This window comes from Lentzea sp. NPDC058436 (assembly GCF_042721515.1).
Taxonomy (GTDB): Bacteria; Actinomycetota; Actinomycetes; order Mycobacteriales; family Pseudonocardiaceae; genus Lentzea.
Genome location: NZ_JBHXLF010000006.1, coordinates 250,944 through 274,182 on the forward strand (window position 1 = coordinate 250,944; position 23,239 = coordinate 274,182).

A 23,239-nucleotide genomic window follows, 5' to 3' on the forward strand; every position below is an offset into this window, starting at 1 on the left:
CCACCACCTCACCTCGTCTGCGCCCCGGCCGAGGCCGGCGGATCATCCGTTCTCGGCGAACTCCTTGGCGTGCCGCAGGGTCGTGAGGCTGTTCGTGCCCAACGCGTGGCGGATCAGCTCACGTGCGCGCTCGAGCGTGCCGTCCGCACCGAGCACCTCCTGCACGACCTCGGGACGGATGACGACGGTGTGGTGCGAGGTCGCCTCGACGCCCGCCTCGATGCCGTCGCCGATGTCCCGCAACGTCCACCGGCCGATGTGCGCCGCCATGATCGGCGGCGTCCTGGTCTGCTTGTAGACGATCGTGTCGTGCGGAGTGCACACCCGCACGGAGTGCGTCGTGTGGATCGAGCCGTCCGGGCTGCGCGTGTCCATCTCCATGGACTGCACCCCGGTCACGGCCTCGGTGAGGTCGAGCCGGGCGACGTGCGGCAGCCGCTGCGGCCACAGGTCCGACCGGTACAGGAACTCGTACACGTCCTTGCGGGTCGCGTGGATCGTGATGCTGTCCGAGAACGACAGCACCAGCTTGTCGTAGTCGTCGCCGTACTCGGCGGCGCGCTTGAGCGCCGCGAGCTCGGCGTCGCTGTTGTTGTTCACCGCCCTCAGCACGAGGTCGACGGCCTCCGGCTGTGCGACGGTGAAGTGGTGCAGGAGGTCGACGCGAGTCGCGGAGTCGGCGATCGGGACGATGCGCCACTCCCCTCCCATCGACTTCACCGGCGCCGCCGAACGCTCCTGCTCGAACTTGACGTGCAGGTTCGCCGAGTCCAGCTCACGGCGAGACGTCCACGTGCGCACGTCACCGTTGGCGAAGGCGTGCAGCCGCAGCCGCTCGGTCGTCCCGTCGGTCTCGAACACCTCGGCGTGCACCGTGGGCCCGAAGATGTACGGCCAGCGCGTGACGTCCGCGATCAGGTCGTACACCACCTTGGCGGGGGCACCGATCATGACCGTGTGCGTGGTGGTGTGCGTCATGTCCCCGTGTCTCCGTTCTCGGCTCGGCCCGCGGTCAGGCCGCGATGTCCCCGTTGACCTTGGTCAGCAGCTGGCGCGGGGTCTCGAGGTGCGCGAGCTCGTCGTCTCCGACGGCGACGCCGTACTTGCGCTTGATCAGCGCCACCGTCTCCAGCAGGGCCAGGGAGTCGAAGCCCAGCTCGAGGAACGGAGTGTCGAGAATGTCCTGGCCGGCCTTGAACGAGTCGTCCTCGCCGGCGGCCTCGTTGAGAATCTCCTTGAGACCCTCGATGGTCAGTGCGCTCACGGCTTTTTCCTTTCCTCACCGGGCGTGTCCACTCGCCCCACAAGTGAGGTTGCCAGGGTGCACTGGTAGTCCAGTGGAGGGTTCCTCGAACTTTTCGTTGCAGCACAACGAAAAACGGCCCCCGCCACAGTGTGGCGGGGGCCGCTTGAGCGCTGACTCAGGCGAGAAGTCCTTGCAGCTGACGGGCTTCCGCGCGGTCGAGCCGCGGGTCGGACGTCACGATCGCGTGCTGCAGCTGCTGCAACCGCGCGGACGGCTCGACGCCGAGCTCGTCGACGAGGGTGCGGCGCAACGCCCGGAACGCGTCCAGGGCCTGCCACTGCCGTCCCGCCCGGAAGAGCGAGATCATGTACTGCGCGCACAGGTTCTCGTTCATCGGGTTCTGCACCGTCAGCACCGACAGCTCGCTGAGCAGCGCCTTGTGCTTGCCCAGCCGCATGTCCGCCTCGATGCGCATCTCCATCACGCCGAGCCGGGACTCCTCCAGCCGCACGACCTCGACGCTGAGCGGCATGCCCGGCCGGACGTCGACGACGGCGGGACCGCGCCACATCTCCAGCGCCGAGCGCAGCAGCCTGGACGCGGACGCGAAGTCCTCCGCGTCGTAGGCGTTCTGGCCGGAGCGCGCCAGCCGTTCGAACTCGTGCACGTCGACGGCCTCCTCCGGCACGTCGAGCAGGTAGCCGCCGTACCGGGTGACCAGCACCTCCTTGGCGCCGCTCTCGCCGGACGTGGCCAGCGCGTCCCCGATGAGCCTGCGCAGCTGCAGGATGTAGGTCTGCAACGTGGTGCGGGCGCTGCGCGGCGGGCGGTCGTCCCACAGCTCCTCGATGAGGGTCGGCACGGACACCACCGACCCGGAGTGCAGCGCGAGCAGCGCCAGGATCTGCCGCGGCTTGGCCGCCGACGGCGTCACCGATCGGCCGTTCACCTTGGCCTCGACCGGCCCCAGGACCTTGATCTGCATCGCCGTCCCCCTTCTGCTCGAACTTGAGAACCAGTGTGGTCCGCAGGTGGGGGCGCCGTTAGTGCACCGGCCATCGATCTCGGGTGAGTTCTCCCCGGCGGGGGTATGAAAACTTCATACCGAGGCGCGTTAAGCGGTAACTACCAGGTCATTAGCCCAAGTCCGCAGACTTACCCACATCAACTGGATCGCAAACATCGGAGCTGAGCATGTACTCCACCGCCACCGTGGCTCACCTGGCTTCCGTCTCCGCGACTGACGACCTCGACGACATGAAGATCTACGAGTTCGACCGTGACGCCTCCGACGTCCTCATCGGCGGAAACGGCTGGAGCGGCTGGACGAACACCATGCCCGGCACCCCCTTCGTGAAGTACGACGAAGTTCTCGCGGCATGAGACACGACCTGGCCGAACCGGGTGACCACCGCATCGGGTTCAAACGACACCTCCACCCGCAGATCGTGCAGGGCGAGGCCGTGTACCTCTTCGCCGAGTCCGGGGTCACCGCGATCCAGGGCTCGCACGTCGAGGCGCTGGCACCCCTGCTCGACGGCACCCGTGACCTCGCCGGCCTGCTGCGCGACGCGTCCGCGGACCTGACCCCCGGCCAGGTGGAGCGGATCCTCGCCAGGCTCGCCGCCGCGGGCCTCATCGGCAGCAGGGGCACGGAGGAAGGTTCGGCCGGGATAGAGGCCTCGCTCGCCTACTGGGACGCGGCGGGCCTCGACTCAGCGGACGCGGTGGCGGCGACAACGACGTCGCTCGTCTCCGTGGTCGCGATCGGCGACATCGAGCGCGACTCGCTCGTGGAAGCGTTGAACCGCAACGGACTCGTGGTCACCTCGGGGAGTGGTGACCTCACGGTCGTGGCGTGTGCGGACTACCTGGCACCGGAGCTGCGCGACATCGACGCCGCCCACCGCGCCACCGGCACCCCGTGGCTGCTGGTCAAGCCGGTCGGCGCGCAGGTGAGCGTGGGCCCGTTCTTCACCCCCGGCGACGGCCCGTGCTGGCGGTGCCTCGCCACCCGGCTGTCCGCCAACCGGTCGGCGGAGGCGCACGTGCGGGCGCGGTGCGGGCAACGGGGCCCTGCTCCGCGCGCGGCCATCGGGCTGCCGTCGCTGCGGGCGACCGCGCTGGAGATCGCCTCGGTCGAGGCGACCAAGTGGCTCGCCGGCCTGCGCGGGGACACCCAGCGGTCCATCTGGAGCTACGACAGCCTGACCATGCGGGTCACCCAGTACGAGGTGCGGGCCCGCCCGCAGTGCCCCGGTTGCGGCGACCCGGAGACGGTCGCGCGCAGGGCGTTCGAGCCGGTCGTGCTCGCGAGCCGCGGCAAGCGTTCCTTCGACGGCGGCGGTCACCGCTCGTCGTCACCGCAGGAGGTGCTCGACACCTACCGGCACCTGGTCAACCCGGTCACCGGGATCGTGCGGGACATCCGCCGCAACGACAAGGGACCCGCGTTCTTCAACTCCTTCTGGTCCGGCTCGAACATCGCGGCCGCGGGCGACGGGCTCGAAGGCCTGCGTTCGTCGTTGCGGGTCGAGACCGGCGGCAAAGGCGTGACGCCTCTTGACGCCGAGGTCGGCGCGCTGTGCGAGGCCGTGGAACGGCGCAGCGGCGCGTTCTGCGGCGACGAGGCGCAGGTCAGCGGCACCTACCGGTCGCTCGGCGAGCTGGCGATCCACCCCGACACCGTCCAGCACTACCACCCGCGCCAGTTCGAGGGCAGGGAGGCGTGGAACGCGAGCCACTCGAAGTTCCAGCACGTCACCACCGCGTTCGACGAGGACGAGGTGATGGACTGGACCCCGTACTGGTCGCTCACCGAGCAACGGCACAAGTTCCTGCCCACCGGCATGTCCTACTTCGGCGCTCCCTGCCCGCCGAGCGTCACGTCGAACTCCAACGGCTGCGCCGCGGGCAGCAGCCTGGAGGACGCGGTGCTGCAGGCCCTGCTGGAGCTCGTCGAACGGGACGCGGTCGCCATCTGGTGGTACAACCGCACCCCGATGCCGGCCATGGACCTCAACTCGTTCCACGACCCGTGGATCGACCAGTGCCGCGAGGTGCACGCGGGCCTCGGCCGCGAGGTGTGGCTGCTCGACGTGAGCGCCGACCTGGGCGTGCCGGTGATGGTGGCGGTGTCGCGGCGCTTCGGCGGTCCCCGCGACGACATCATGCTCGGCTGCGGAGCCCACCTCGACCCGCGGATCGCCGCGCGCAGGGCGCTCACCGAGCTGAACCAGTGCATGCCGATGGTCTGCGGACCGGTCGCGCTCGAAGCGCTGGACACCGACACGAGGAACTGGTTCGAGCACGTCCGCCTGGACGAGCAGCCCTGGCTCGCCCCCGACCCCGCCGAACCGCCCCGCGACGTGTTCCACCACGGCTACCAGCACCGGCGCGACCTCGCCGACGACATCCGCGCGATCCAGGACGGCCTGGAGGCCCGCGGGATGGAGGTGCTCGTGCTCGACCAGACCAGGCCGGACATCGGGCTTCCCGTCGTCAGGGTCGTCGTGCCGGGACTGCGCCACTTCTGGTCGAGGTTCGCTCAAGGGCGCCTCTACGAGGTACCCGTACAACTGGGACGACTGGACCGGCCACGCGGCTACGAAGAGCTCAACCCGATCCCGTTGTTCATGTGACCCGACCGCCGGAGCGGAGGCGCGCCGTGATGACCACGCAATCGCACATCCCGACGGGACGCCCGCTGTGGTCGTTGCTCGAGGACGCGTTCGTCGACGAGGGTGCCGAACACCTCACCGTGCACGGCCGGTGGGGTGCCATCCAGCTCGCGGACACCAGTCCGATCGTGCGGGAGGCGTTGCACCGCATGAGCCTCGGCCCCGTCGCGCTGGAGAACATCTCGGCGCTGCACGAGAACTTCGTGCGCTGGAAGACCGGCGGCGGACCGTGTCTCATCTGGCGGAAGCTGAAGAACACGCTGGACCAACTGGGTGGTTGTGTCGTGCCGTCGCTCGGCATGGACGACGGCGCGGGCCCCATCCTGTCGGTCGTGGCGGTGACCGGTGACGCCGTGTTCACGTTGCCGCACATCGAGGACGACGAGACCGTCACCATGCGGCCGGGCACCTCGATCGAGCGGCTGAACGGCGACCAGGCGCTCACCTGCGGGGGCCGTCAGTACCAGGTGATCCTGCACAGCGCGCCCGCGACCGAGATCGCGAAGTCGTTGCTGGACGGCGAGACCACGATCGCGCAGATCTCGGATTCGTTGCACGTCAGCAGGACGCTCGTGGCGGACGTCGTGGCCTACCTCGCGGGCGCGCAACTCGCAGTGGTCGCGAGGCGTTGAGCCGCCGCCATGTTGCTCCGAACGAGGATCGAGAAAAGCGGGATTTCCCAGGAAGCGCCCGTATCATGGCCGCGTCCGGACCCTCGGGTGGGAGCTGCTGCTGTGACACTGCGACAGGAACGCTCATCGGTGTCCCGTCGCTTGGCCTATGTCGTCATCAGCATCGTCTTCGCCAACTACCTCGGCAACGCCTTCTCCTACGTGCTGGAGGCGGGTCCGACCCCCGTCCGGATCGCCGGTTCGCTCGCCTGCCTGCTCACGATCGGCTTCCTGCAGCTGCGGGTGTTCAGCCGGCCGGGGTCCGATCTGCGGTCGGGCAAGGCGTACCTGGCGCTGGGCGCGCTGGCGTTGCTGGTCTACGTGCCGATGCTGTACTTCCCGAACGCGTGGACCGGCATGCCGGGCTTCCTCGCCGGCAGCGCGTTGCTCGTGCTGCCGGGACGCGTCCGGTGGTTCGCGTTCACGGCCGTGCCGCTCAGCAACGTCGTGATCCAGGCCCTGTACGGCGTGCGGGTGCCGGAACAGCTCGCGTACTACGCCGTCTCGCCGATGGTCGCCGGTCTGGTCGTGTACGGCCTGTCCCGGTTGCCGTCACTGGTGAAGCAGCTGGAGACGGCCCGGTCCGAGCTGGCCGAGCTCGCGGTGTCGCAGGAACGGCTCCGGTTCGCCCGCGACCTGCACGACCTGCTCGGCTTCAGCCTGTCCGCCATCACGCTGAAGGTCGAGCTCGCCCGCAAGCTGATCGGTCAGCACACCGACAAGGCGTTGAAGGAGCTCACCGAGATCCTCAGCATCGCCCGCGAGGCCTTGACGGACGTTCGTGCGGTGGCGTCGAGCTACCGCGAGCTGTCGCTGGCGGACGAGATCACCTCCGCCCGGTCCGTGCTGGCCGCCGCGGGCGTCGAGACCACTCTCGAAGCGGACCACGCCGACCTGTCGCCGCGGTCGCGCACCGTGCTCGCGACCGTGCTGCGCGAGGGCGTCACGAACCTGCTGCGGCACAGCCACGCCACCCGGTGCTCCATCACGATCACCGGCAGCGGCGGGCTGGTGTCCATCGACATCGTCAACGACGGCGCGCCCGCCGAGGCAGGCACCGACCGGGGCAGCGGCCTCACCAACCTCGCCACCCGCACCACCGCGATCGGCGGCTCCGTGCTCGCCGGGGCGAACGACGGCACCTACCGGCTGCACGCGGAGGTGCCGGCCGAGCCCTCACCGGACGAACCGGCGAGCGAGCCCCGCACGGCAGGCCCGCCGATGGCCACCCGGTTCGCGCAACTGCTGCTCGGCACGGTGGTGGTCGGCTACGTCGCGATGTCGATGCTGGTGGCCGTCTACGAGTACGACCAGGTCGGCGCGTTCGGGGCCGCGGCGGCCCTGGTCGGCATCGTCGGCACGGCCGTGCTGGCCCTCGTGCTGGGACTGGGCAGCCACCACCACGACCGGTTCACGCCCCGCGCGGGCGCGCTCCTCGCCGCGATGGCCGTGTGCGTGTACGCGCCCCAGCTGGTGTACAGCGACCCGTACCTCGCCGTGCCCGGCTTCCTCGCCGGATCGGCGGCACTCGTGCTGCCCCGCCGGGCGGGCGCCGTGGCGTTCTTCGCGGTCGTCATCGGCCAGGGCGTCATCTACGGCGTGCTCGGCTCGCACCCCGTGGCCGTCGGGTACGGCCTGATGGCCACCGTGAACCACGGCCTGGTGCTGTACGCGCTGGCCCGCCTGCGGTCCATGGTGAACGAGCTGCACGAGGCCCGCGAGGAGCTCGCGACGGCCGCCGTGACGAAGGAGAGGCTGCGGTTCGCCCGCGACCTGCACGACCTGCTCGGGTACAGCCTGTCCGCGATCACGTTGAAGAGCGAGCTCACGCACCGCCTGCTCACGATCGACCCCGACCGGGCCCGCCAGGAGCTCAGCGAGGTGCTGGACATCTCCCGGCAGGCGCTCGCCGACGTGCGGTCGGTGGCGCTGAGCTACCGCGAGCTGTCGCTGGACGAGGAGACCCAGTCGGCGCAGGCGCTGCTGTCGGCGGCCGACATCGAGGTGACCGTGCGCATCGACGCGTGCGACGGGCTGCCGGTCGACGTGCGGGTGACGCTGGCGACGGTGCTGCGGGAGGGCGTGACGAACCTGCTGCGGCACAGCAAGGCGGAGCGCTGCGAGATCGTGCTGTCCAGCTCACCGCGGCTGGTGACGATGGACATCATCAACGACGGGATCCCCACGATGGACCGGAACTCCCGTGACGGCAGCGGCATCGGCAACCTGACCATCCGGGTCGGGGCACTCGGGGGCAGCCTCGACGCCGGTCCGACGTCCGACCGCACGTTCCGGCTGCACGCCGAGATCCCGCTGGTCTGAGGCGCGCTACGACGCGTCCGGCGGTCAGGCGGGGTCGGTGAACGAGACCGGTTTGCCGGTGCTCAGGGCGTAGGCGATCTCCCTGGTCGTGGACTCGCCGACGTACCCGCCGGGGTTGACGACCACGACCCGATCGGCCAGGTCGATCTTGCGCAGGTGCAGGACGTCCAGCGCGGCCTTCTGCTCGTCGGTGACCGGCTCGCCCGTCTCGCCCGGCGCGACGACGATGGCACCGGCGAAGGTCAGGTCCCGGTTCGCCGCGCGCAGCTCGTCCACGAACCGGGCGGAGCCGCAGAGGCAGACGATCTCGGGGCGGCCGGTCACTAGATCCAGCCGGCCTCTTCCGCGATCCGGATCGCGTCGACCCGGTTGCGGCCGTTCAGCTTGGTGATGATGGTCGTCATGTAGTTGCGGACGGTCCCGGTCGACAGCGACAGCGCCACCGCGATCTCCGGCGCGTCCGACCCGGCCGCGGCCAGCCGCAGCACCTCCAGCTCGCGGTCGGTCAGCGGGCACTCCCCGCGGTCCCAGGCGGCGAGCGCCAGCTGGGAGTCGACCACGCGCTTGCCCGCCGCCACGTCGCGGATCGCGCCGGCCAGCTGGCCCGGTGGGGCGTCCTTCAGCAGGAACCCGTCCACGCGGGCCGCCAGCGCCTTGCGCAGCGTGCCGGGACGGCCCAGCGACGTGAGCATCAGCGTGCGGACCGTCGGCATCGACTCGCGGATCTTCGCGGCCGCGCTCAGGCCGTCGAGGATCGGCAGGTCGATGTCGATCACCGCCACGTCCGGTTTGTGTTGCCGCACCATGGGAAGGATCTTGTCCCCCGAGCTCACCTCGGCCACGACTTCGATGTCCGGTTCGAGGTTGAGCAGCGCGATGAGGGCACCGCGCACCATGTGCATGTCCTCGGCCAGCAGAACCCTGATCATTGCGCCCCTCCGGCGAGAACCATATCTCCCGGGGTTCAGGCCGCGCTCGACGCCGCGTCGAGGCGCACCGGCAACGGTGGTGGGGACCTGCCTGCGAAAGGGATCCCGCCATGGAACGCAGCGTCAACGTCTCCGTCGTCTACTACTCGTCCACCGGGACGATCCACCGCATCGCCACCGAGATCGCCGAGACGGCGGAGAAGGCGGGAGCCGAGGTCAGGCTGGTCAAGGCGGCCGAACTCGCACCGCAGGCCGCCGTGGACTCGCGGCCGCCGTGGGCACAGCACCTCAGGGAGACCGAGGACGTGCCGGTCGCCCAGGTCGAGGACGTCCTGTGGGCCGACGCGGTCCTGTTCGGGACGCCCACTCGGTTCGGCAACATGGCCGCGCAGCTCAAGCAGTTCATCGACACGCTGGGGCCCGCGTGGTTCCAGGGGCGCCTGGCGAACAAGGTGTACAGCGCGTTCACGTCCGGCGGCAGCACGCACGGCGGCATGGAGACCACGATCGTCTCCATCCACAACATGGTCTGCCACTTCGGCGGGATCATCGTGCCGCCGGGGCTCAACGAGAACCCGTACGGCACGTCGCACGTCCTCGGCTCGGATTCCAAGCCGGTGGGCGAGGTCGCGCTGCAGTCCGCGCGCGTGCAGGCCGACCGGGTCGTGCGGGTCGCCCGTGCGCTGAAGGAGGTCTGAGTGCGCGTCGAAGGCATCTACCTGCGGGGCAACGGGATCCGTCTCCCCGCGACGTTGAAGGTGCAGGACGCCATCGACTCCGGTGAGTGCGAACCGAAGCTGGTCGCGCGCACGGACGTCACCAGCGTCGCCTTCTCCCCCGGCGAGTCGGCGGCGGAGATGGGCGTGAAGGCGGCCCAGCAGGCGCTGGCGCGGGCCGGCAGCACCGGGGACGACGTCGAGCTCATCCTGCACGCCACCACCTACCACCAGGGCCAGGACCTGTGGCCGGTCGGCAGCTACATCCAGCGCGAGACCGTCCGCAACAACTGCCTGGCGCTGGAGATCCGGCAGATGTCCAACGGCGGCATGGCCGCGCTGGACCTCGCCGTGCGGTACCTCAGTCCCGGCCGTGACGCGCTGCTGACCACGGCGGACCGGTTCTGCCTGCCCGGCATCGACCGGTGGCGCACCGACCCCGGCACGCCCTACGCCGACGGCGCGAGCGCGGTCGTGCTGTCCCGGCGTGGGGGTTACGCGCGGCTGCTTTCCTTGGCCATCAACGCTGACTCCGACCTGGAGCCGTTGCACCGCGGCGACGAACCGATGGGGCTGGCGCCGTTCTCGCACCGCATGCCGGTGGACTTCGAGGCCGCCAAGCACTCGTTCGCCAAGCAGTACGGGCTCTCGTTCGGCATCAACCGCGCCAACGCGGGCCAGGCCGCGGCCGTCGAGGAGGCGCTGGCGGACGCGGACATGAAGATCGGCGACGCGGACTGGGTGGTGCTGCCGCACTTCGGCAGGCGCCGCCTGGACGTCAACTACTTGCGTCCCTACGACATCGACACCTCGCGCACGACGTGGGAGTGGAGCCGCACGGTCGGGCACCTCGGCGCCGGTGACCAGTTCGCGGGGCTCGGGCACCTGGTCGACACCGGTCAGGCCCGTCCCGGCCAGCGCGTCGTGCTGTTCGGCGTGGGCGCCGGGTACAGCTGGGGCTGCGCGGTGCTGGAGATCGACTCCAAGCCGTCCTGGGCGGCCTGACCGCCGCTCAAGTGAGATGCCAGACCCTTTTGGCTGGATTAGTGCGACACCCGATGGCTTTCGAAAGGAACCCAGACCATGTCCGACCAGCCGTTTGAAGGCCAGCGAGTCGTCGTCACCGGTGGTGGCACCGGCATCGGCAAGCACGCGGCCGTCGAGTTCGCGAAGCTCGGCGCAGCGAGTGTGATCATCACCGGCCGCCGCAAGGAACGGCTGGACGAGGTCGCCGAGCTGCACCCGAACATCGTCCCCGTCGCCGCCGACGTCACCACGGCCGAGGGCGCGCAGGCCGTCGCCGACGCCGTCGAGACCAACGGCGCCAAGCTGGACGTGCTCGTGCACAACGCCGGCATCTTCCGCAACACCCTGGCCGAGTACTTCGACGAGAAGGCCAGCAACGAGCTGCTCAACATCAACCTGCTCGGCCCGGTCCGCCTCACCGGCGCGCTCTACCGGTTCCTCGCCAAGCCGGGCGGCAGCATCGTGTTCGTCTCGTCGGTCGCGGGCCACAACCCCGAGCCCGGCGCGGCGCTGTACGCGGCCAGCAAGGCGGGCATGCACAGCCTCACGCTGACGTGGGCGCGCGAGCTCGCCCCGCTCGGCATCCGGGTCAACGCCGTCGCACCGGCCGGCGTGCGCACCGAGGTCTACGCGGCCAACGGTCTCAACGAGGAGGAGACCGACGGCATCTTCGCCACGCTGGCGGACATCATGCCGCTGGGCCGCACCGGCACGGTCGAGGACATCACGCCGTGGATCGTCCAGCTCGCGAGCCCGGCCAGCTCCTGGGTCACCGGCCAGATCATCACGATCGACGGCGGCCAGGACCTCACCGCGGGCACGGACCACCTGTTCATGTCGTGGTTCCGCTCCCGCATCGAGGGCGATGCGGCCTGACCTGCGCTCTTCACCGTCCTGAAGCGGTCGTCACCGGTAACCTCCGGTGACGGCCGCGTTTCCGCGTTTACAGAGAGGCCTTCCCGTGCTGGACCGCCGCGCGATCAACCGAGCCACCCTCGCGCGCCAACTCCTGCTGCAGCGCCACGACATCGGTGTGCTCGAAGCCACCGAGCAGCTCGTCGGGCTGCAGGCGCAGCTGCCGTTCCCGCCCTACATCGGACTGTGGGCGCGGCTGGAGCGCTTCGACCGCGACGAGCTCTCGAAGCTCATCCTGGACCGCCAGATCGTGCGGTCGTCGTTGATGCGCTACACCATGCACCTCGTGACCACGACGGACCTGCTGTGGTTGCGGCCGTTGCTCCAGCCCGTGCTCAACCGCGCGCAGAAGGGCTTCTTCGGCCGCGAGACCGACGGCCTGGACCTCGCCGAGATCGCCGAGCACGGCCGGAAGCTGTTGCGCGGCAAGGCGCTCACCCAGGTGCAGCTGCGCGAGTCGATGAGCGAGAGGTTCCCCGGCCGCGATCCCCTGGCGCTGGCGTACTCCGTGCAGTACCTGGTGCCGCTGGTGCACGTGCCGCCGTGGGGCAAGGGCGGGTCGGTGCCGTCGACGCTCGCGGAGCCGTTCCTGGACCGCAAGCTCACGAAGGACCCCGACCCGAAGCAGCTGGTGCGCCGCTACCTCGCCGCGTACGGCCCGGCCACCGTCAAGGACCTCCAGGCGTTCACCGGGCTGACGTTCATGGCCAAGGTGTTCGGGGACATGGGTTCCGAGCTGGAGGTGCTCAGGTCCGACACCGGCCAGGAGCTCTACGACCTGCGCGATGCGCCGCGGCCGGACGGGGACACTCCGGTGCCCGTGCGGTTCCTGCCCGAGTACGACAACCTGATGGTGTCGCACTTCGACCGCACCCGCGTGATGGACGACGACATCCGCAAGAAGGTCTGCGTCGGCGCGGGCATCGCGGCCACGCTGCTGGTCGACGGGTTCGTGCACGGGATCTGGAAGCTCAAGGAGCAGAAGAAGACGGCGACCCTGACGCTCACGCTGTTCAAGTCGTTGTCCAAGAAGGACCTGAAGGCGGTCGAGCAGGAGGCCGACGCGCTGCTGCGGTTCGCCGCGCCGGACGCGACGACGCGGGAGCTCGTGGTCGGGTGAAGCTCAGCGCACGGCAGTTGAACCGGGCGCTGCTGGCCCGGCAGTTCCTGTTGCACCGCACCGAATCCTCGCCGCTGGAGGTCGTGGAGCACCTGGTGGGCATGCAGTCCCAGGTGCCGCTGTCGCCGTACGTGGGCCTGTGGTCGCGTGTGAGCGGTTTTCAGCCCGCTGCCCTCGCCGCCACCCTGGAGGACCGTTCCGCTGTCCGCATCGTGCTGATGAGAGGCACGATCCACCTCGTGAGCGCCCGCGACGCGCTGTTGTTGCGGCCGTTGCTGAAACCCGTGCTCGACCGCGTGAACTTCACCGGTCACAACGGGAAGCAGATCGCGGGCATCGACCCTGACGAACTCTCACACCGCGGCCGGGAGCTGCTCGAAGAGGAACCGCGCACCCGCGAGGACCTCGGCAAGCTGCTGAAGGAGCGCTGGCCGGCCCACCAGGCGACCGCGCTGGCCTATGCGGTGCAGCTGCTCGTCCCGCTCGCCCAGATCCCGCCGCGGGGCCTCTGGGGCGTCGCGCAGGGCCGCGGCGACCACGCCACGCTGAACACCTGGCTCGGTGCCGAGTCCCTGCCAGAACCGTCGATCACCGAGGTGGTGTCCCGCTACCTCAGGGCGTTCGGGCCGGCGACCGTGCAGGACGCGCAGACGTGGTCCGGGCTGACCAGGCTGTCCGAGGTGTTCGACCGGTTGCCGCTGCGGCGGTTCAGCGACGAGAACGGCAGGACGCTCTTCGACCACGAGGACTCGCCGCGGCCGGACGAGGACACCCCGGCGCCGCCGCGGTTCCTGCCGGAGTTCGACAACGTCGCGCTCTCGCACGCCGACCGCACCCGGATCACCTCCCCCGGCTTCAACGGTTCGTCGACCCGCGGCAGCTTCACCGTCGACGGGTTCGTCAGCGGTACCTGGAAGGTGACGAAGGGGACCCTGCTCCTCTCCCCGTACCACCGGCTGCTCAAGCAGGACAGCGCGCTGGTGGAGGCGGAGGGCCGCCGGCTGCTGGAGTTCGTCGCTCCGGGTTCGGAACACTCCTTGATCTTCGAGTGAACCTGGATCACGCTGCGGTCTTCTGGCGGGTATGACGACGATCGCGCTGCCGGACGGATTCCGGCCAGAGTCGATGACGATCGGGCCCGGTCCGTTCGCGTACTTCGGTTCGCTGGCCGACGGGTCCATCTACCGCGCAGACCTGATCACCGGTGAGGGCAGGACGATCCACCCCGGCCCCGGCACGGCCTCGGCCGGGGTGAAGATCGACCGCAGGGGCCGCCTGTTCATCGCGGGCGGCTTCGCGGGCGACGCCCACGTGATCCACGCGGCCTCCGGCGCCACCCTGGGCTCCTACCCGCTCGCGGGCCTGGTCAACGACTTCGCCCTCACCCCGACGGCCGCGTGGGCGACCGACTCGGTGCTGCCGGTGCTGTGGAAACTTCCGCTGGGCGGCAACGGAGAACTCCCCGAGCCCGAGCAGGTCTCGCGGCTGGAGCTCAGCGGCGACATCACCTACCTCCCGGAAGGCTTCAACGCCAACGGCATCTGCCAGACCCCGGACGGCACCGCGTTGCTCGTCAACCAGTCCAACACCGGCGGACTGTTCCACGTGGACACCACCACCGGCCGCGCCACGAGCGTCGACCTCGGTGGTGAGGACCTGATGGACTGCGACGGCATGGTCCTCGACGGCGACCTGCTGTACGTGGCGATGGGCGTGCGCAACGAGGTCGTGCTGCTGCGGCTCAACCACGAGGGCACGGTCGGCAAGGTGCTGCGGCGGGTGAGCGACCCGCGGTTCGACATCCCGAGCTCGCTCGCGCTGCACGACGACCTGCTGTACGTGATCAACGGGCGGTTCACGACGGAGGCGACGCCGGAGACGTCGTACACGTCGGTGGCGATCCCCCGGCCCAGGCCCTGACGAGATGGGGGTGAAGGGCCTGCCGGCGAGGGTGCCCGCAGGCCTGCTCAACGATCACGACGCAGGCTTGGCCCCGGACCTCAGCCACCTCCCCCACGACGAAGGCCCCGGCCGGCTGGCCGGGGCCTTCCTCACACCACACCTCAGGCGGCGGACACGACCTCGTCGTACTCCAGCCGCGGCGACCGCGGCCACCAGGCGTTCTCACCGGGCTTGCCGATGTTCATCACCAGCAGCACCTTCTGCTTGCCACCGGGGAAGAACTCCCGGTTCACGGCCTCCGCGTCGAACCCGATCATCGGCCCGGCGTTCAGGCCGGCGGCCCGGATGCCGAGCAGGAAGTACGCGGCCTGCAACGTGCCGTTCTGCACGGCGGAGGCCTCGCGGATCGCCGGGTCCGCGAACATGTCCTTGGCCTCGGGGAAGTGCGGGAACACCCGCGGCATCAGCTCGTGGAACTCCAGGTCCGCGGCGAGGATCGCGACCAGCGGTGCCTGCGCGACCTTGGCGCCGTTCGGGCCGTACATCGTCTTGACCAGGCGCTCGCGGGCGTCCTCTGAGCGGATCAGCACGATGCGCAGCGGCTGCTGGTTCATCGACGTCGGCGCGTACTTGACCAGGTCGTAGACGGCCTGCAGCGTCTCGTCGGAGACCGGGTCGGACGAGAACGTGTTGGCGGTGCGGGCTTCCCGGAACAGCAGGTCCTGGGCGGCGGCGTCCAGCTCAAGCGACATTGCGCGACTCCTCGATCAGTACCGCGGAGATGCGCTCCGCGAGCATCATGGTGGGCAGATTCGTGTTGGCGGCGGGCACTTCCGGGATCACGGAGGCGTCGGCGACCCACAGGCCGTCCACGCCGAGCACCTGGCCGTCGGGTGACACCACGGAACCCATCGCGCACGTGCCCACCGCGTGGTGGTACGTGCCGGTGTTCGCGAAGATCCACCGGTCCAGCGCCTGGTCGTCGGTCAGGTCGGCGGGCGGGCTGTTGAGCGGCGGGCCGTCGATCTCCTCCGCGAACGGCTTGGTGCCGATCAGGCGCAGCAGGTCGCGCACACCCGCGCGGATGAGCGCTCTGTCCTCGTAGGACCGCAGCAGGCCGAGGTCGATGTGCGGCGCGTCGGTCGGGTCGGCCGAGCGCAGCCACACGCGGCCGCGCGAGGTCGGCTTGAGCAGCGCCACCGAGATGATCAGGTTCGCGCCGGTCGTCTCGGCGGGCGACGGGGCGCCGGGCAGGAACTGCAGTCCGGACTCCGTGGTCGCCACGGCCTGGTACAGCGCGGGACCGCGGCCCATCAGCTTCACCGTGACGAGCGGGTGGTCCTGCAACCCCTGCCCCACCGGCAGGTCCGCGACGACCGCGATGCCGAGCGCCGACAACGCCGTGGCGGGCCCGATCCCGGACCGCATCAGCACGGCGGGCGAGCCGTACGCGCCCGCGGCGACCACGATCGTTGACGCGGTCGCCGTCTCACCGCCGAGCAGCACCACGCCGACGGCCCTGCCGTCCCGCACGATCACCTTGCACACCAGCGAGTTCGGACGGATCGTCAGGTTGTCGCGGGACCGGGCGGCCGCGAGGTACGTGACCGCCGTGCTCTGCCGCACACCGCCGACCTCGTTCAACGGCACGGGTCCGGCGCCGACGGCGCCGGGTGCGTTGTGGTCCTCGACCCGTTCCATGCCGAGGGAAACGGCGGTCTCGATGAACGCGCGGTTCGTCGAGGTCATGTCCTCGGCGGGCCGGCGGATCGGCACGACGGACTCGACGGCCTCGAAGTACGGTCGCGCCACGTCGAACGACCAGTCGCCCGGCCACGCGTCGTAGTCGGAAGGCGCGCCGCGCAACGCGATGCACGCGTTGACCGCCGAACAGCCGCCGACGATCTTGCCGCGTGGCAGGTTCAGCGGCTCACCGCCGATCTGCGGTTCCGAGCGGTACATCCAGTTGTGCGTGGGGCCCGCGGCGGGGTCGTCAGGTCCCGCTTCCAGCAGCAGCACGCGCCGCGAGGGGTCCTCCGACAGCCGTGCCGCCAGAACGCCGCCCGCCGAGCCGCTGCCGACCACGATGACGTCGAAGTCAGCCATGACGCCTAGTCAGCCAGTGCTCCCTGCAACGCCGCTCGCACGTGCCTTGAGGTGGCTCAGGCACCTCTCAAGGCAGGCGAAGCCGCGCGGAGGGACGGTGGAAACCCCACTGTGCAAGGCATAAGGAGATCCGTATGAGCGCCGAAGCGATTCCGACGACGTCGCGGGAGCTGCGCCTGGTTTCGCGTCCGGCGGACCGGCTGACCCAGGACAACTTCGAGCTCGTCGAGGTGCCGACGCCCACCCCCGGCGACGGCGAGGTGCTCGTGCGCAACGAGTGGATGTTCCTCGGCTCGGTGTACCGCGACCTGATGAACGAGGAGACGGCGCTGCCGATCCCCAACTACGAGATCGGCAAGACCCCGTGGTGCACCACCGTCGGCACGGTCGTGGTGTCCAACAACGAGGACCTGCCGGTGGGCACGTTCATCCTGCACTACGAGGGCTGGCGCGAGTGGGCCGTCGTGAGCCCCGGCTTCGGTGTGAAGAAGCTCGACCGCTCACTGCTGCCCGGCGCCGAGTACTACCTCGCCAACGGCCCCACGGCGTGGCGCGGCATCGTCGAGATGGCCGGCGCCGGTGAGGGCGACATCGTGTTCGTCTCCGGTGCCACCGGTGCGGTCGGCACGCTCGCCGGCCAGATCGCGAAGGCCCGCGGCGCCAAGCTCGTCATCGGTTCGACCGGCAGCAAGGAGAAGGTCGACTTCCTGCTGAACGAGGCCGGCTTCGACGCGGCGTTCGACTACCACGACGGCCCGGTGCTGGACCAGCTGCGCGCGCTCGCCCCCGACGGCATCACGGTGTGCTTCGACAACGTCGGCGGCGACCAGTTCGAGGCCGCCGTCGAGCACGCCCAGCCCGGTGCCCGGTTCGCCCTGTGCGGCGCGCTGAGCGGCCAGATCGGCGGAACGGACGGCGACCACCCGCGCCTGGCCCTGATGCGCGCGATCGCCAAGCAGCTGACGTTCAAGGGTTTCGCCACCTTCGACACCGAAGAGCAGCTGGCCGCGTGGAACCAGCAGTTCTCCACGTGGCTGAACGAGGGCAAGATCTCGTTCGCCCACACTGTCGTCAAGGGCGGCGTGCCGTTCGCGGCGGAGGCGTTCATCGGGTTGCTGGACAAGAAGTACGCGGGCACGGTCGTCCTGCAGCTCAACGACTAGAACACGAAGGAGAAGCCCCCGGCTCGCGAGCCGGGGGCTTCTTCCGTGCACGGGGTCAGACGCCCGCGAGGGCCTCCAGCTCCGGCACCAGCGACGCGGGAGATGGCGCGTTGTGGATCTCGGCCTGCAGCGCCAGCGACGCCTCCTTGGCCTCGGGCTTGTGGATCAGCTCCTCCAGGCGGTCCTGGATGAACGACACGTCCTGCTGCTTCTCCACGCCCTCGACGAACGCGCCGGCACCGGTCGCCTCCAGCCGCTCGGCCCACGGGAAGTGGTCGGCGAACTGCGGCAGCACCAGCTGCGGCGTGGCGGCGTTCAGCGCGGTGAGGCCCGTGCCGGAACCGCCGTGGTGCACGATCACCGAGCACGTGCGCATGAACAGGTTCAGCGGCAGGTGCGAGGACGAGATCACCTTGTCCGCGATCACCGAGTGGTCCTCGGCGTCGATCCCGTTCGGCACGGCGAGGACGACCTCGACGTCACCGAGGCGCGAGATGGCCTCGTAGACCCAGCCCAGCACCTTGCGCATGCCGAGCTCCTTCGGCATGGAACCGAAGGACACGCAGATGCGCGGCTTCGACGGCTCCTCCAGCGCCCACGACGGCACGGCGCCGAAACCGTTGGACGGCAGGTACCGCACGGGACGGCCCTGCTCCAGGCCCGGCAGCTGGAACGACGGCGGGCACGGGTCGATGGTCAGCTCCGGTTCCGGAAGGCCGGTCAGGCCCATCTGCTGCGCCACCGGGTCGAGGACCATGTGAGCGGTCTCCTCGAACGCCTCGGTCAGCGGGTCGACGCCCCAGCGGTGCCGCACCACCGGCACGCCGAGGATGCCGCCGAGCAGCCGCCCGGACAGGTCCATCGGGTCCGACACGATCAGGTCGGGCGCGAACGCCTTCGCCTTCTCCAGCTGCAGCGGGAGGATCTCCGCGGTGCGACCCGCGGGACCGTAGGCGATGTTGCCCCAGAACTGGCGGTCCGGCCGCGGCAGGGCCTCCGCGGGGGACGCGTTCTCGCCGGCCTGCTGGATGATGCCCTGCAGCATCATCTTCTGGTCCTGCTCCTCGCCCAGGGCGATGGCGTCGAGGCCGGTCGACTTCACGAAGGGCACGAGGTGCTGCGGTGTGGTGACGACGACCTCGTGACCGGCACCGCGCAGTGCCCAGCTCAGTGGGACGATCGGCTGCAGGTGCCCGCTCGCCGGCCACGTGCTGATCAGTACTCGCATTGCCGTTGCTCCTTCATCCGGCTGACGGTAGGACTTCGAGTGGCACGCCGGTCGTCGCGCTGAGGTAGCGGTCGACGACGCGCCGGTAGTAGTGGGGACCGAAGCCCAGCTCGCGCACCACGGGCGCGAGACGGGTGAGCTTGGCCAGGGAGATGTCGTGTCGGGCGAACGCGTCGCGGTAGGTCTTCCGCAACGGGACGCGCAGCCGGTTTTCGAGGTGTGCCACCACGTCCTCGACCGGCACGGGTACGCCGCTGGCAACGTTGACGACCTCGTCGCTGACCTTGATCGTCAGCAACGCGTCGAGCAGCCGCACGACGTCGAGCACGTCGATTAGGTCGCGGTGCGCGCCCTTCCAGACCGCGATCTCGCCGGAACGCACCTGTGCCACCAACGTCGGCATCATCTGGTGCGGCGGCTGTTCCGGACCGACGAGATGTCCCAGGCGCAGCACCAGGTGCGCCACCCCGGAGGCGCGGATGAGCGCCTCCATCGCGAGCTTGTGGCGGCCGTAGGCGTTGCCCGGGTACACCGGCCCGTCCTCCGTGCCCGGCGAGTCCGGGGACCCGTACATCGCGGCGGACGCGGTGGAGAAGTAGACGAACATCTTGCCTTCCGCGCGGCACCTGCTGATCGCGTCGTGCAGGATGCCGGTCTCGCGGCCGAACTCGTCCGACGACGTGGCGACGGTCGAGGAAGATCCGGCCGCGAACGCGACGACGTCATGATGCTTTCCCGCGATTCGTGCGAGGTTCGTGGCCAGGAAGCCACGTCCGATGACGTCCATGGAAGTCCCTTACTGGGAGATGTCCTGTTCGCTGCGGACACCGATGTGCTGCACCAGGAGGCCGTCGCGGCCCTCGAAGTAGTGCGCCTGCGCGTAGGTGAAACGCGTGCCGACGGGTGCGGCCTGACCTTCCTCGGTCTCGACGCCGGTGAAGCGGACGCGCAGCACGACCGTGGTGCCCTCGGCGACGGCCTGCTGCACCTCCCACTTCGCGTCCTTGAAGCGGCGGTTGAGCCACAGGATGTGCTGCCGCACGCCCTCGGGACCGTCCGGGAACATCCCGGGAGGGCCCGTGACGTCGAGGAAGTCGTCGTGGATCAGGCCGTCGACCAGGCTGAGGTCCTGGGTGTTCAACGCGACCTGGAGTGTGAGCGCGAGTTCCTTGTAGTGCTCGCTGATCGACTTCCGGTACGTCGCGGCCAGCGCGACGTCCAGAGAGGGTTCTGCCACCGCGGTCATTGAGTCTCCCTCGAAGATTTCTTGAAAAGAGCCCACTACGTGCGGAAGGCCCGCCGATCGCGAGATCGGCGAGCCTTCCGGACAACTCGGGTGTTGCGCTTACTTCTTGGCGTCCGCGTTCCAGTCGGCCGCGGCGGCCTTGTCGGCGGTGTCGCCACCACCCCACTGCGCGGCGGCTTCGGCACTCCACTCGCCGCCACCGTCGCCGCCCTCCCAGGCGCTCGGGTCCCAGGCCGGCTTCGGCATCTTCGGCAGGAAGAAGATCAGCCCGGCCGCGGCGAGCTCCAGTGCCACGACCACCCAGATGCTGGTCTCGATCGCCGGCAGGTAACCGGATCCGCCGACCACCGCGAAGAACACGGTGCCGAGGACCGCGACACCCAGGGCGCCACCGAACTGCTGCACGGAGGTCAGCGTGCCGGACGCCGAGCCGGTCTCCTGCGGGTCGACACCCGCGAGGATCAGCTCGAAGAACGGCGCCATCGCGAGACCCATGCCGATGCCCGCGAAGAACAGCGACGGGGACATCGCCCAGCCACCGACGTCGGGGCCGCCCAGCTTGATCGTGAAGTAGAACGCGACCAGGCCGATGATCATGCCCGCGAGTCCGATGTGGATCAGGCGGCGGCCGAGCTTCGCGGCCAGGCCCGCGCCGGACGCGGCGAAGCCGAACGTCGAGCCGATCGCCTGCGGCAGCACCGCGAGCGACGCGCCGAGTGCGGTGAAGCCGAGGCCCAGCTGCAGGTAGATGCTCAGCACCAGCGAGAAGCCGGTGAGTGCAGAGAACAGCGCCAGGCCCGCCACCAGACCGCCGTTGAACGCCTTCTTCTTGAACAGCGACGGCACGACGAGCGGCTCGCCGCCCTTCTTGTCGCGCCGGCCCTCGTACCAGCCGAACACGAAGAACGTGATGACACCGGCCACGATGGACACGAAGGTCCACGCGGGCCAGCCCTCCTCACGTCCCTGCACGACCGGGACGACGAGCAGCGCCGCACCACCGGAGGCGAGCAACGCGCCGACGAGGTCGAGCTTCTTCGCCGTCTTGTTGGCCTTCGGGAAGGTCTTGATGGCACCGAAGATCGCCAGCAGGCCGAGCGGCAGGTTGATCAGGAAGATCGCCCGCCAGCCGGTGCCGAACAGGTCGAGGTTGATCAGCCAGCCGCCGAGGATCGGGCCGCCGATCGTCGCGAGGCCGAGGATCGGGCCGTAGGCGCCGAACGCCTTCGCCATCTCCTTGGGCGGGAACACCTCGGTGATGACACCGAGGCCCTGCGGCAACATCATCGCGCCGAACAGGCCCTGCAGCACGCGGGCGACGACCAGGACGCCCGGAGTCGTCGCGACGCTGCACAGCGCCGAGGCGATCGTGAAGCCGGTGGCGCCGACGATGAACATCTGCTTCTTGCCGAAGATGTCACCCAGCCGGCCGCCGATGATCAGGCCGCACGCCATGGCGAGCGTGTAGCCGGCACCGAGCCACTGGATGAAGGTCGCGCCACCGCCGATGTCCGCCACGATGGACGGAGCGGCGATGACCGTGATCAACGAGTCGAGAATGTCCATCGCGGTGGCCAGCAGGATGACACCGAGTGCCAGCCAGCGCCATTTGAACGGCTCACCCTGGTTCGCGTTGGCACCGGGCCAACTCTGCGCACCTGAATCCGGCGCCGCGTCGATGTTCTGGGTCATAGCTCCTCACTCAGTTTCTTCCGCTGCGCCAACGGCGCGGTGACGGACGAATTCCTCGATCACCGGCACTACCGCGCCGGGCGAGGGCATTTCCTCTATCGCTTGTTTCAACTCGCTCGCGCGATCCCGGTAGGACACGTCCTCCAGCAACGCCTGGCAGGCCTCCAGCACCTCGGCCGGTTCGACCTGCTGCGACTTCAGCTGCCTGGCGGCACCGAACTCGCAGAGACGTTCAGCCGAATCCCGTTGCTCCGCCATGACTCCCGGAGCCAGCAGCTGCGGAAGTCCTGCGATCAGGGAGGACATGGTCGAACCCCCACCCGCGTGGTGCACCGTGAGATCACAGGCGGGCAGCACGGAGGTGAGCGGCATCCACCCGGCGGCGACGACGGCGTCGGGCAGCGGCGCGAGCTTGGCGACCGCCTCGTCCGGCATCGCGAGCACGAGCTCCACACCCAGCGAGGGCAGGGTGCGGACCAGCTCGTTGAAGATCGCCGGGCCCGCGGGGGAGTTCGGCAGGATCGTGCCGAGCGTGATCATGATTCGTGGGCGGTCGCGCTTCTCGAAGACCCACGAGGGCACCGGGGCGGGCGTGTCGTACTGGACGCACCGCATCGGTTGTCCCGCAACGACGTTCTTCCGGACGTCCGCGGGGTGGATGATCGCGGGGCACGTGTCGAGCACCACGTCGGGCTCTGGCAGCGCGCCGAACCCGAGCTTCTCCAGCTCGGGTGCGAACTCCACGGCGGTCCAGCCGTCGATGTCGGAGCGGTAACCGATGCCGATGCCGTTCTCGAACCACGGGATGCCGTGGAGCTTCGCGGCCACACCGGCGGAGAACGCGTGCGCCTCGCCGATGATCGCGTCCGGTCGCCATGCCTCGGTGATGGCGAGCATGCCGTCGAGCGTGCGGGCGGCGAGCCGGCCGAACCCGCGGCCGACCTGCTCCAGCAGGCCCTCCTCGGTGCTCGCCTGCGCCAGCTGGTTGCCCGCCCTGTCGTGCAGCATGACCTCGCGCATGTGCATGGGGCCGTACGTGGCCACATGCGGGAGCCCGGAGCCGTTGACCGTGGCGGCCATGCTCTCCGGGCTCGCGACGAGCACCTCGTGACCCGCCGCCCGCAAGGCCCACGCCAGCGGGACGACAGGGAAGTAGAGGCCGAACGACGGACCGCTACTCACTAGGATCTTCATGGTGACCACGCTATTCAAGCCGGATCGGGTGGCACTCGATTCGCGCTAGAGCCGCGTAACCCGATCGTGTTTTTCGCAGGTGG

23 protein-coding genes are annotated in these 23,239 nt (G+C 69.7%); 11 read left to right on the forward strand and 12 right to left on the reverse strand.

Annotated elements, in window-relative coordinates; genetic code table 11:
* Positions 1–42: 42 nt before the first annotated feature.
* The 3 genes from ACFWN2_RS24665 to ACFWN2_RS24675 form a co-directional block, all read right to left on the reverse strand.
* Positions 43–978: an aromatase/cyclase gene (locus ACFWN2_RS24665; RefSeq protein WP_382431026.1), complete on the reverse strand. Its 936-nt coding sequence runs from the start codon at positions 976–978 to the stop codon at positions 43–45.
* Positions 979–1,012: 34 nt separating this feature from the next.
* Positions 1,013–1,264 carry an acyl carrier protein gene (locus tag ACFWN2_RS24670; RefSeq protein ID WP_382431028.1) on the reverse strand — a complete coding sequence of 84 codons (252 nt, stop codon included), beginning with the start codon at positions 1,262–1,264 and terminating at the stop codon, positions 1,013–1,015.
* 157 nt (positions 1,265–1,421) lie between these two features.
* Positions 1,422–2,231: a BTAD domain-containing putative transcriptional regulator gene (locus ACFWN2_RS24675; RefSeq protein WP_382431030.1), complete on the reverse strand. Its 810-nt coding sequence runs from the start codon at positions 2,229–2,231 to the stop codon at positions 1,422–1,424.
* Between the two features lie 209 nt (positions 2,232–2,440).
* Between ACFWN2_RS24675 and ACFWN2_RS24680 the strand changes: the two genes are divergently transcribed.
* From ACFWN2_RS24680 to ACFWN2_RS24695, 4 genes are all read left to right on the forward strand, one after another.
* Positions 2,441–2,629 carry a hypothetical protein gene (locus ACFWN2_RS24680; RefSeq protein WP_382431032.1) on the forward strand — a complete coding sequence of 63 codons (189 nt, stop codon included), beginning with the start codon at positions 2,441–2,443 and terminating at the stop codon, positions 2,627–2,629.
* Positions 2,626–4,887 (forward strand): TOMM precursor leader peptide-binding protein, encoded by a 2,262-nt coding sequence (locus tag ACFWN2_RS24685; protein ID WP_382431034.1) that lies wholly within the window; start codon positions 2,626–2,628, stop codon positions 4,885–4,887. The genes ACFWN2_RS24680 and ACFWN2_RS24685 overlap by 4 nt, the downstream gene beginning before the upstream one ends.
* A 29-nt stretch (positions 4,888–4,916) precedes the next feature.
* Positions 4,917–5,558, forward strand: a complete 642-nt coding sequence (locus tag ACFWN2_RS24690) for a hypothetical protein (protein WP_382431036.1) — start codon at positions 4,917–4,919, stop codon at positions 5,556–5,558.
* A gap of 129 nt (positions 5,559–5,687) precedes the next feature.
* Complete coding sequence (locus ACFWN2_RS24695) at positions 5,688–7,919, forward strand: sensor histidine kinase (protein WP_382431038.1); 2,232 nt, start codon at positions 5,688–5,690, stop codon at positions 7,917–7,919.
* 24 nt (positions 7,920–7,943) lie between these two features.
* Here ACFWN2_RS24695 and ACFWN2_RS24700 read toward each other — a convergent pair whose 3' ends face one another.
* Positions 7,944–8,243, reverse strand: coding sequence for a hypothetical protein (locus ACFWN2_RS24700; protein WP_382431040.1), 300 nt, complete (start codon positions 8,241–8,243; stop codon positions 7,944–7,946).
* A complete protein-coding gene (locus tag ACFWN2_RS24705) occupies positions 8,243–8,848 on the reverse strand; it encodes a DNA-binding response regulator (RefSeq protein WP_382431042.1) in 606 nt (201 codons plus the stop codon). The genes ACFWN2_RS24700 and ACFWN2_RS24705 overlap by 1 nt, the downstream gene beginning before the upstream one ends.
* A 110-nt stretch (positions 8,849–8,958) precedes the next feature.
* Between ACFWN2_RS24705 and wrbA the strand changes: the two genes are divergently transcribed.
* The 6 genes from wrbA (at position 8,959) to ACFWN2_RS24735 (ending at position 14,545) form a co-directional block, all read left to right on the forward strand.
* The gene (wrbA, locus tag ACFWN2_RS24710) at positions 8,959–9,546 is read left to right on the forward strand and encodes an NAD(P)H:quinone oxidoreductase (RefSeq protein ID WP_382431044.1); all 588 of its coding nucleotides are present in this window, start codon (positions 8,959–8,961) and stop codon (positions 9,544–9,546) included.
* Positions 9,547–10,569, forward strand: a complete 1,023-nt coding sequence (locus tag ACFWN2_RS24715) for a ketoacyl-ACP synthase III family protein (RefSeq protein WP_382431046.1) — start codon at positions 9,547–9,549, stop codon at positions 10,567–10,569.
* 78 nt (positions 10,570–10,647) lie between these two features.
* Positions 10,648–11,466, forward strand: coding sequence for an SDR family NAD(P)-dependent oxidoreductase (locus ACFWN2_RS24720; RefSeq protein ID WP_382431048.1), 819 nt, complete (start codon positions 10,648–10,650; stop codon positions 11,464–11,466).
* 85 nt (positions 11,467–11,551) lie between these two features.
* Positions 11,552–12,625 carry a winged helix DNA-binding domain-containing protein gene (locus ACFWN2_RS24725; protein WP_382431050.1) on the forward strand — a complete coding sequence of 358 codons (1,074 nt, stop codon included), beginning with the start codon at positions 11,552–11,554 and terminating at the stop codon, positions 12,623–12,625.
* The gene (locus tag ACFWN2_RS24730) at positions 12,622–13,677 is read left to right on the forward strand and encodes a winged helix DNA-binding domain-containing protein (RefSeq protein WP_382431052.1); all 1,056 of its coding nucleotides are present in this window, start codon (positions 12,622–12,624) and stop codon (positions 13,675–13,677) included. Before ACFWN2_RS24725 ends, ACFWN2_RS24730 begins: the two co-directional genes overlap by 4 nt.
* A gap of 31 nt (positions 13,678–13,708) precedes the next feature.
* Complete coding sequence (locus tag ACFWN2_RS24735; protein WP_382431054.1) at positions 13,709–14,545, forward strand: SMP-30/gluconolactonase/LRE family protein; 837 nt, start codon at positions 13,709–13,711, stop codon at positions 14,543–14,545.
* Positions 14,546–14,688: 143 nt separating this feature from the next.
* Here ACFWN2_RS24735 and ACFWN2_RS24740 read toward each other — a convergent pair whose 3' ends face one another.
* Together ACFWN2_RS24740 and ACFWN2_RS24745 are read right to left on the reverse strand one after the other, a co-directional pair.
* Positions 14,689–15,279, reverse strand: a complete 591-nt coding sequence (locus tag ACFWN2_RS24740; protein WP_382431056.1) for a malonic semialdehyde reductase — start codon at positions 15,277–15,279, stop codon at positions 14,689–14,691.
* A complete protein-coding gene (locus ACFWN2_RS24745) occupies positions 15,269–16,633 on the reverse strand; it encodes a GMC family oxidoreductase (protein ID WP_382431058.1) in 1,365 nt (454 codons plus the stop codon). Before ACFWN2_RS24745 ends, ACFWN2_RS24740 begins: the two co-directional genes overlap by 11 nt.
* Positions 16,634–16,767: 134 nt before the next feature.
* On the opposite strand from ACFWN2_RS24745, the gene ACFWN2_RS24750 reads away from it, so the two are divergent.
* Positions 16,768–17,796 carry a zinc-binding dehydrogenase gene (locus tag ACFWN2_RS24750; protein WP_382431060.1) on the forward strand — a complete coding sequence of 343 codons (1,029 nt, stop codon included), beginning with the start codon at positions 16,768–16,770 and terminating at the stop codon, positions 17,794–17,796.
* A 55-nt stretch (positions 17,797–17,851) separates the two neighbouring features.
* On the opposite strand, the gene ACFWN2_RS24755 is transcribed toward ACFWN2_RS24750, so the two are convergent.
* From ACFWN2_RS24755 to ACFWN2_RS24775, 5 genes are all read right to left on the reverse strand, one after another.
* Entirely contained in the window at positions 17,852–19,024 is a 1,173-nt protein-coding gene (locus ACFWN2_RS24755; protein ID WP_382431062.1) for a nucleotide disphospho-sugar-binding domain-containing protein, read from the reverse strand.
* A gap of 13 nt (positions 19,025–19,037) precedes the next feature.
* Complete coding sequence (locus tag ACFWN2_RS24760; protein WP_382431064.1) at positions 19,038–19,811, reverse strand: NAD-dependent epimerase/dehydratase family protein; 774 nt, start codon at positions 19,809–19,811, stop codon at positions 19,038–19,040.
* A 9-nt stretch (positions 19,812–19,820) separates the two neighbouring features.
* Complete coding sequence (locus ACFWN2_RS24765; protein ID WP_382431066.1) at positions 19,821–20,270, reverse strand: ester cyclase; 450 nt, start codon at positions 20,268–20,270, stop codon at positions 19,821–19,823.
* A 99-nt stretch (positions 20,271–20,369) separates the two neighbouring features.
* Entirely contained in the window at positions 20,370–21,962 is a 1,593-nt protein-coding gene (locus ACFWN2_RS24770) for an MFS transporter (protein WP_382431068.1), read from the reverse strand.
* A 6-nt stretch (positions 21,963–21,968) separates the two neighbouring features.
* Entirely contained in the window at positions 21,969–23,156 is a 1,188-nt protein-coding gene (locus tag ACFWN2_RS24775; RefSeq protein WP_382431070.1) for a nucleotide disphospho-sugar-binding domain-containing protein, read from the reverse strand.
* Between the last annotated feature and the right edge of the window lie 83 nt (positions 23,157–23,239).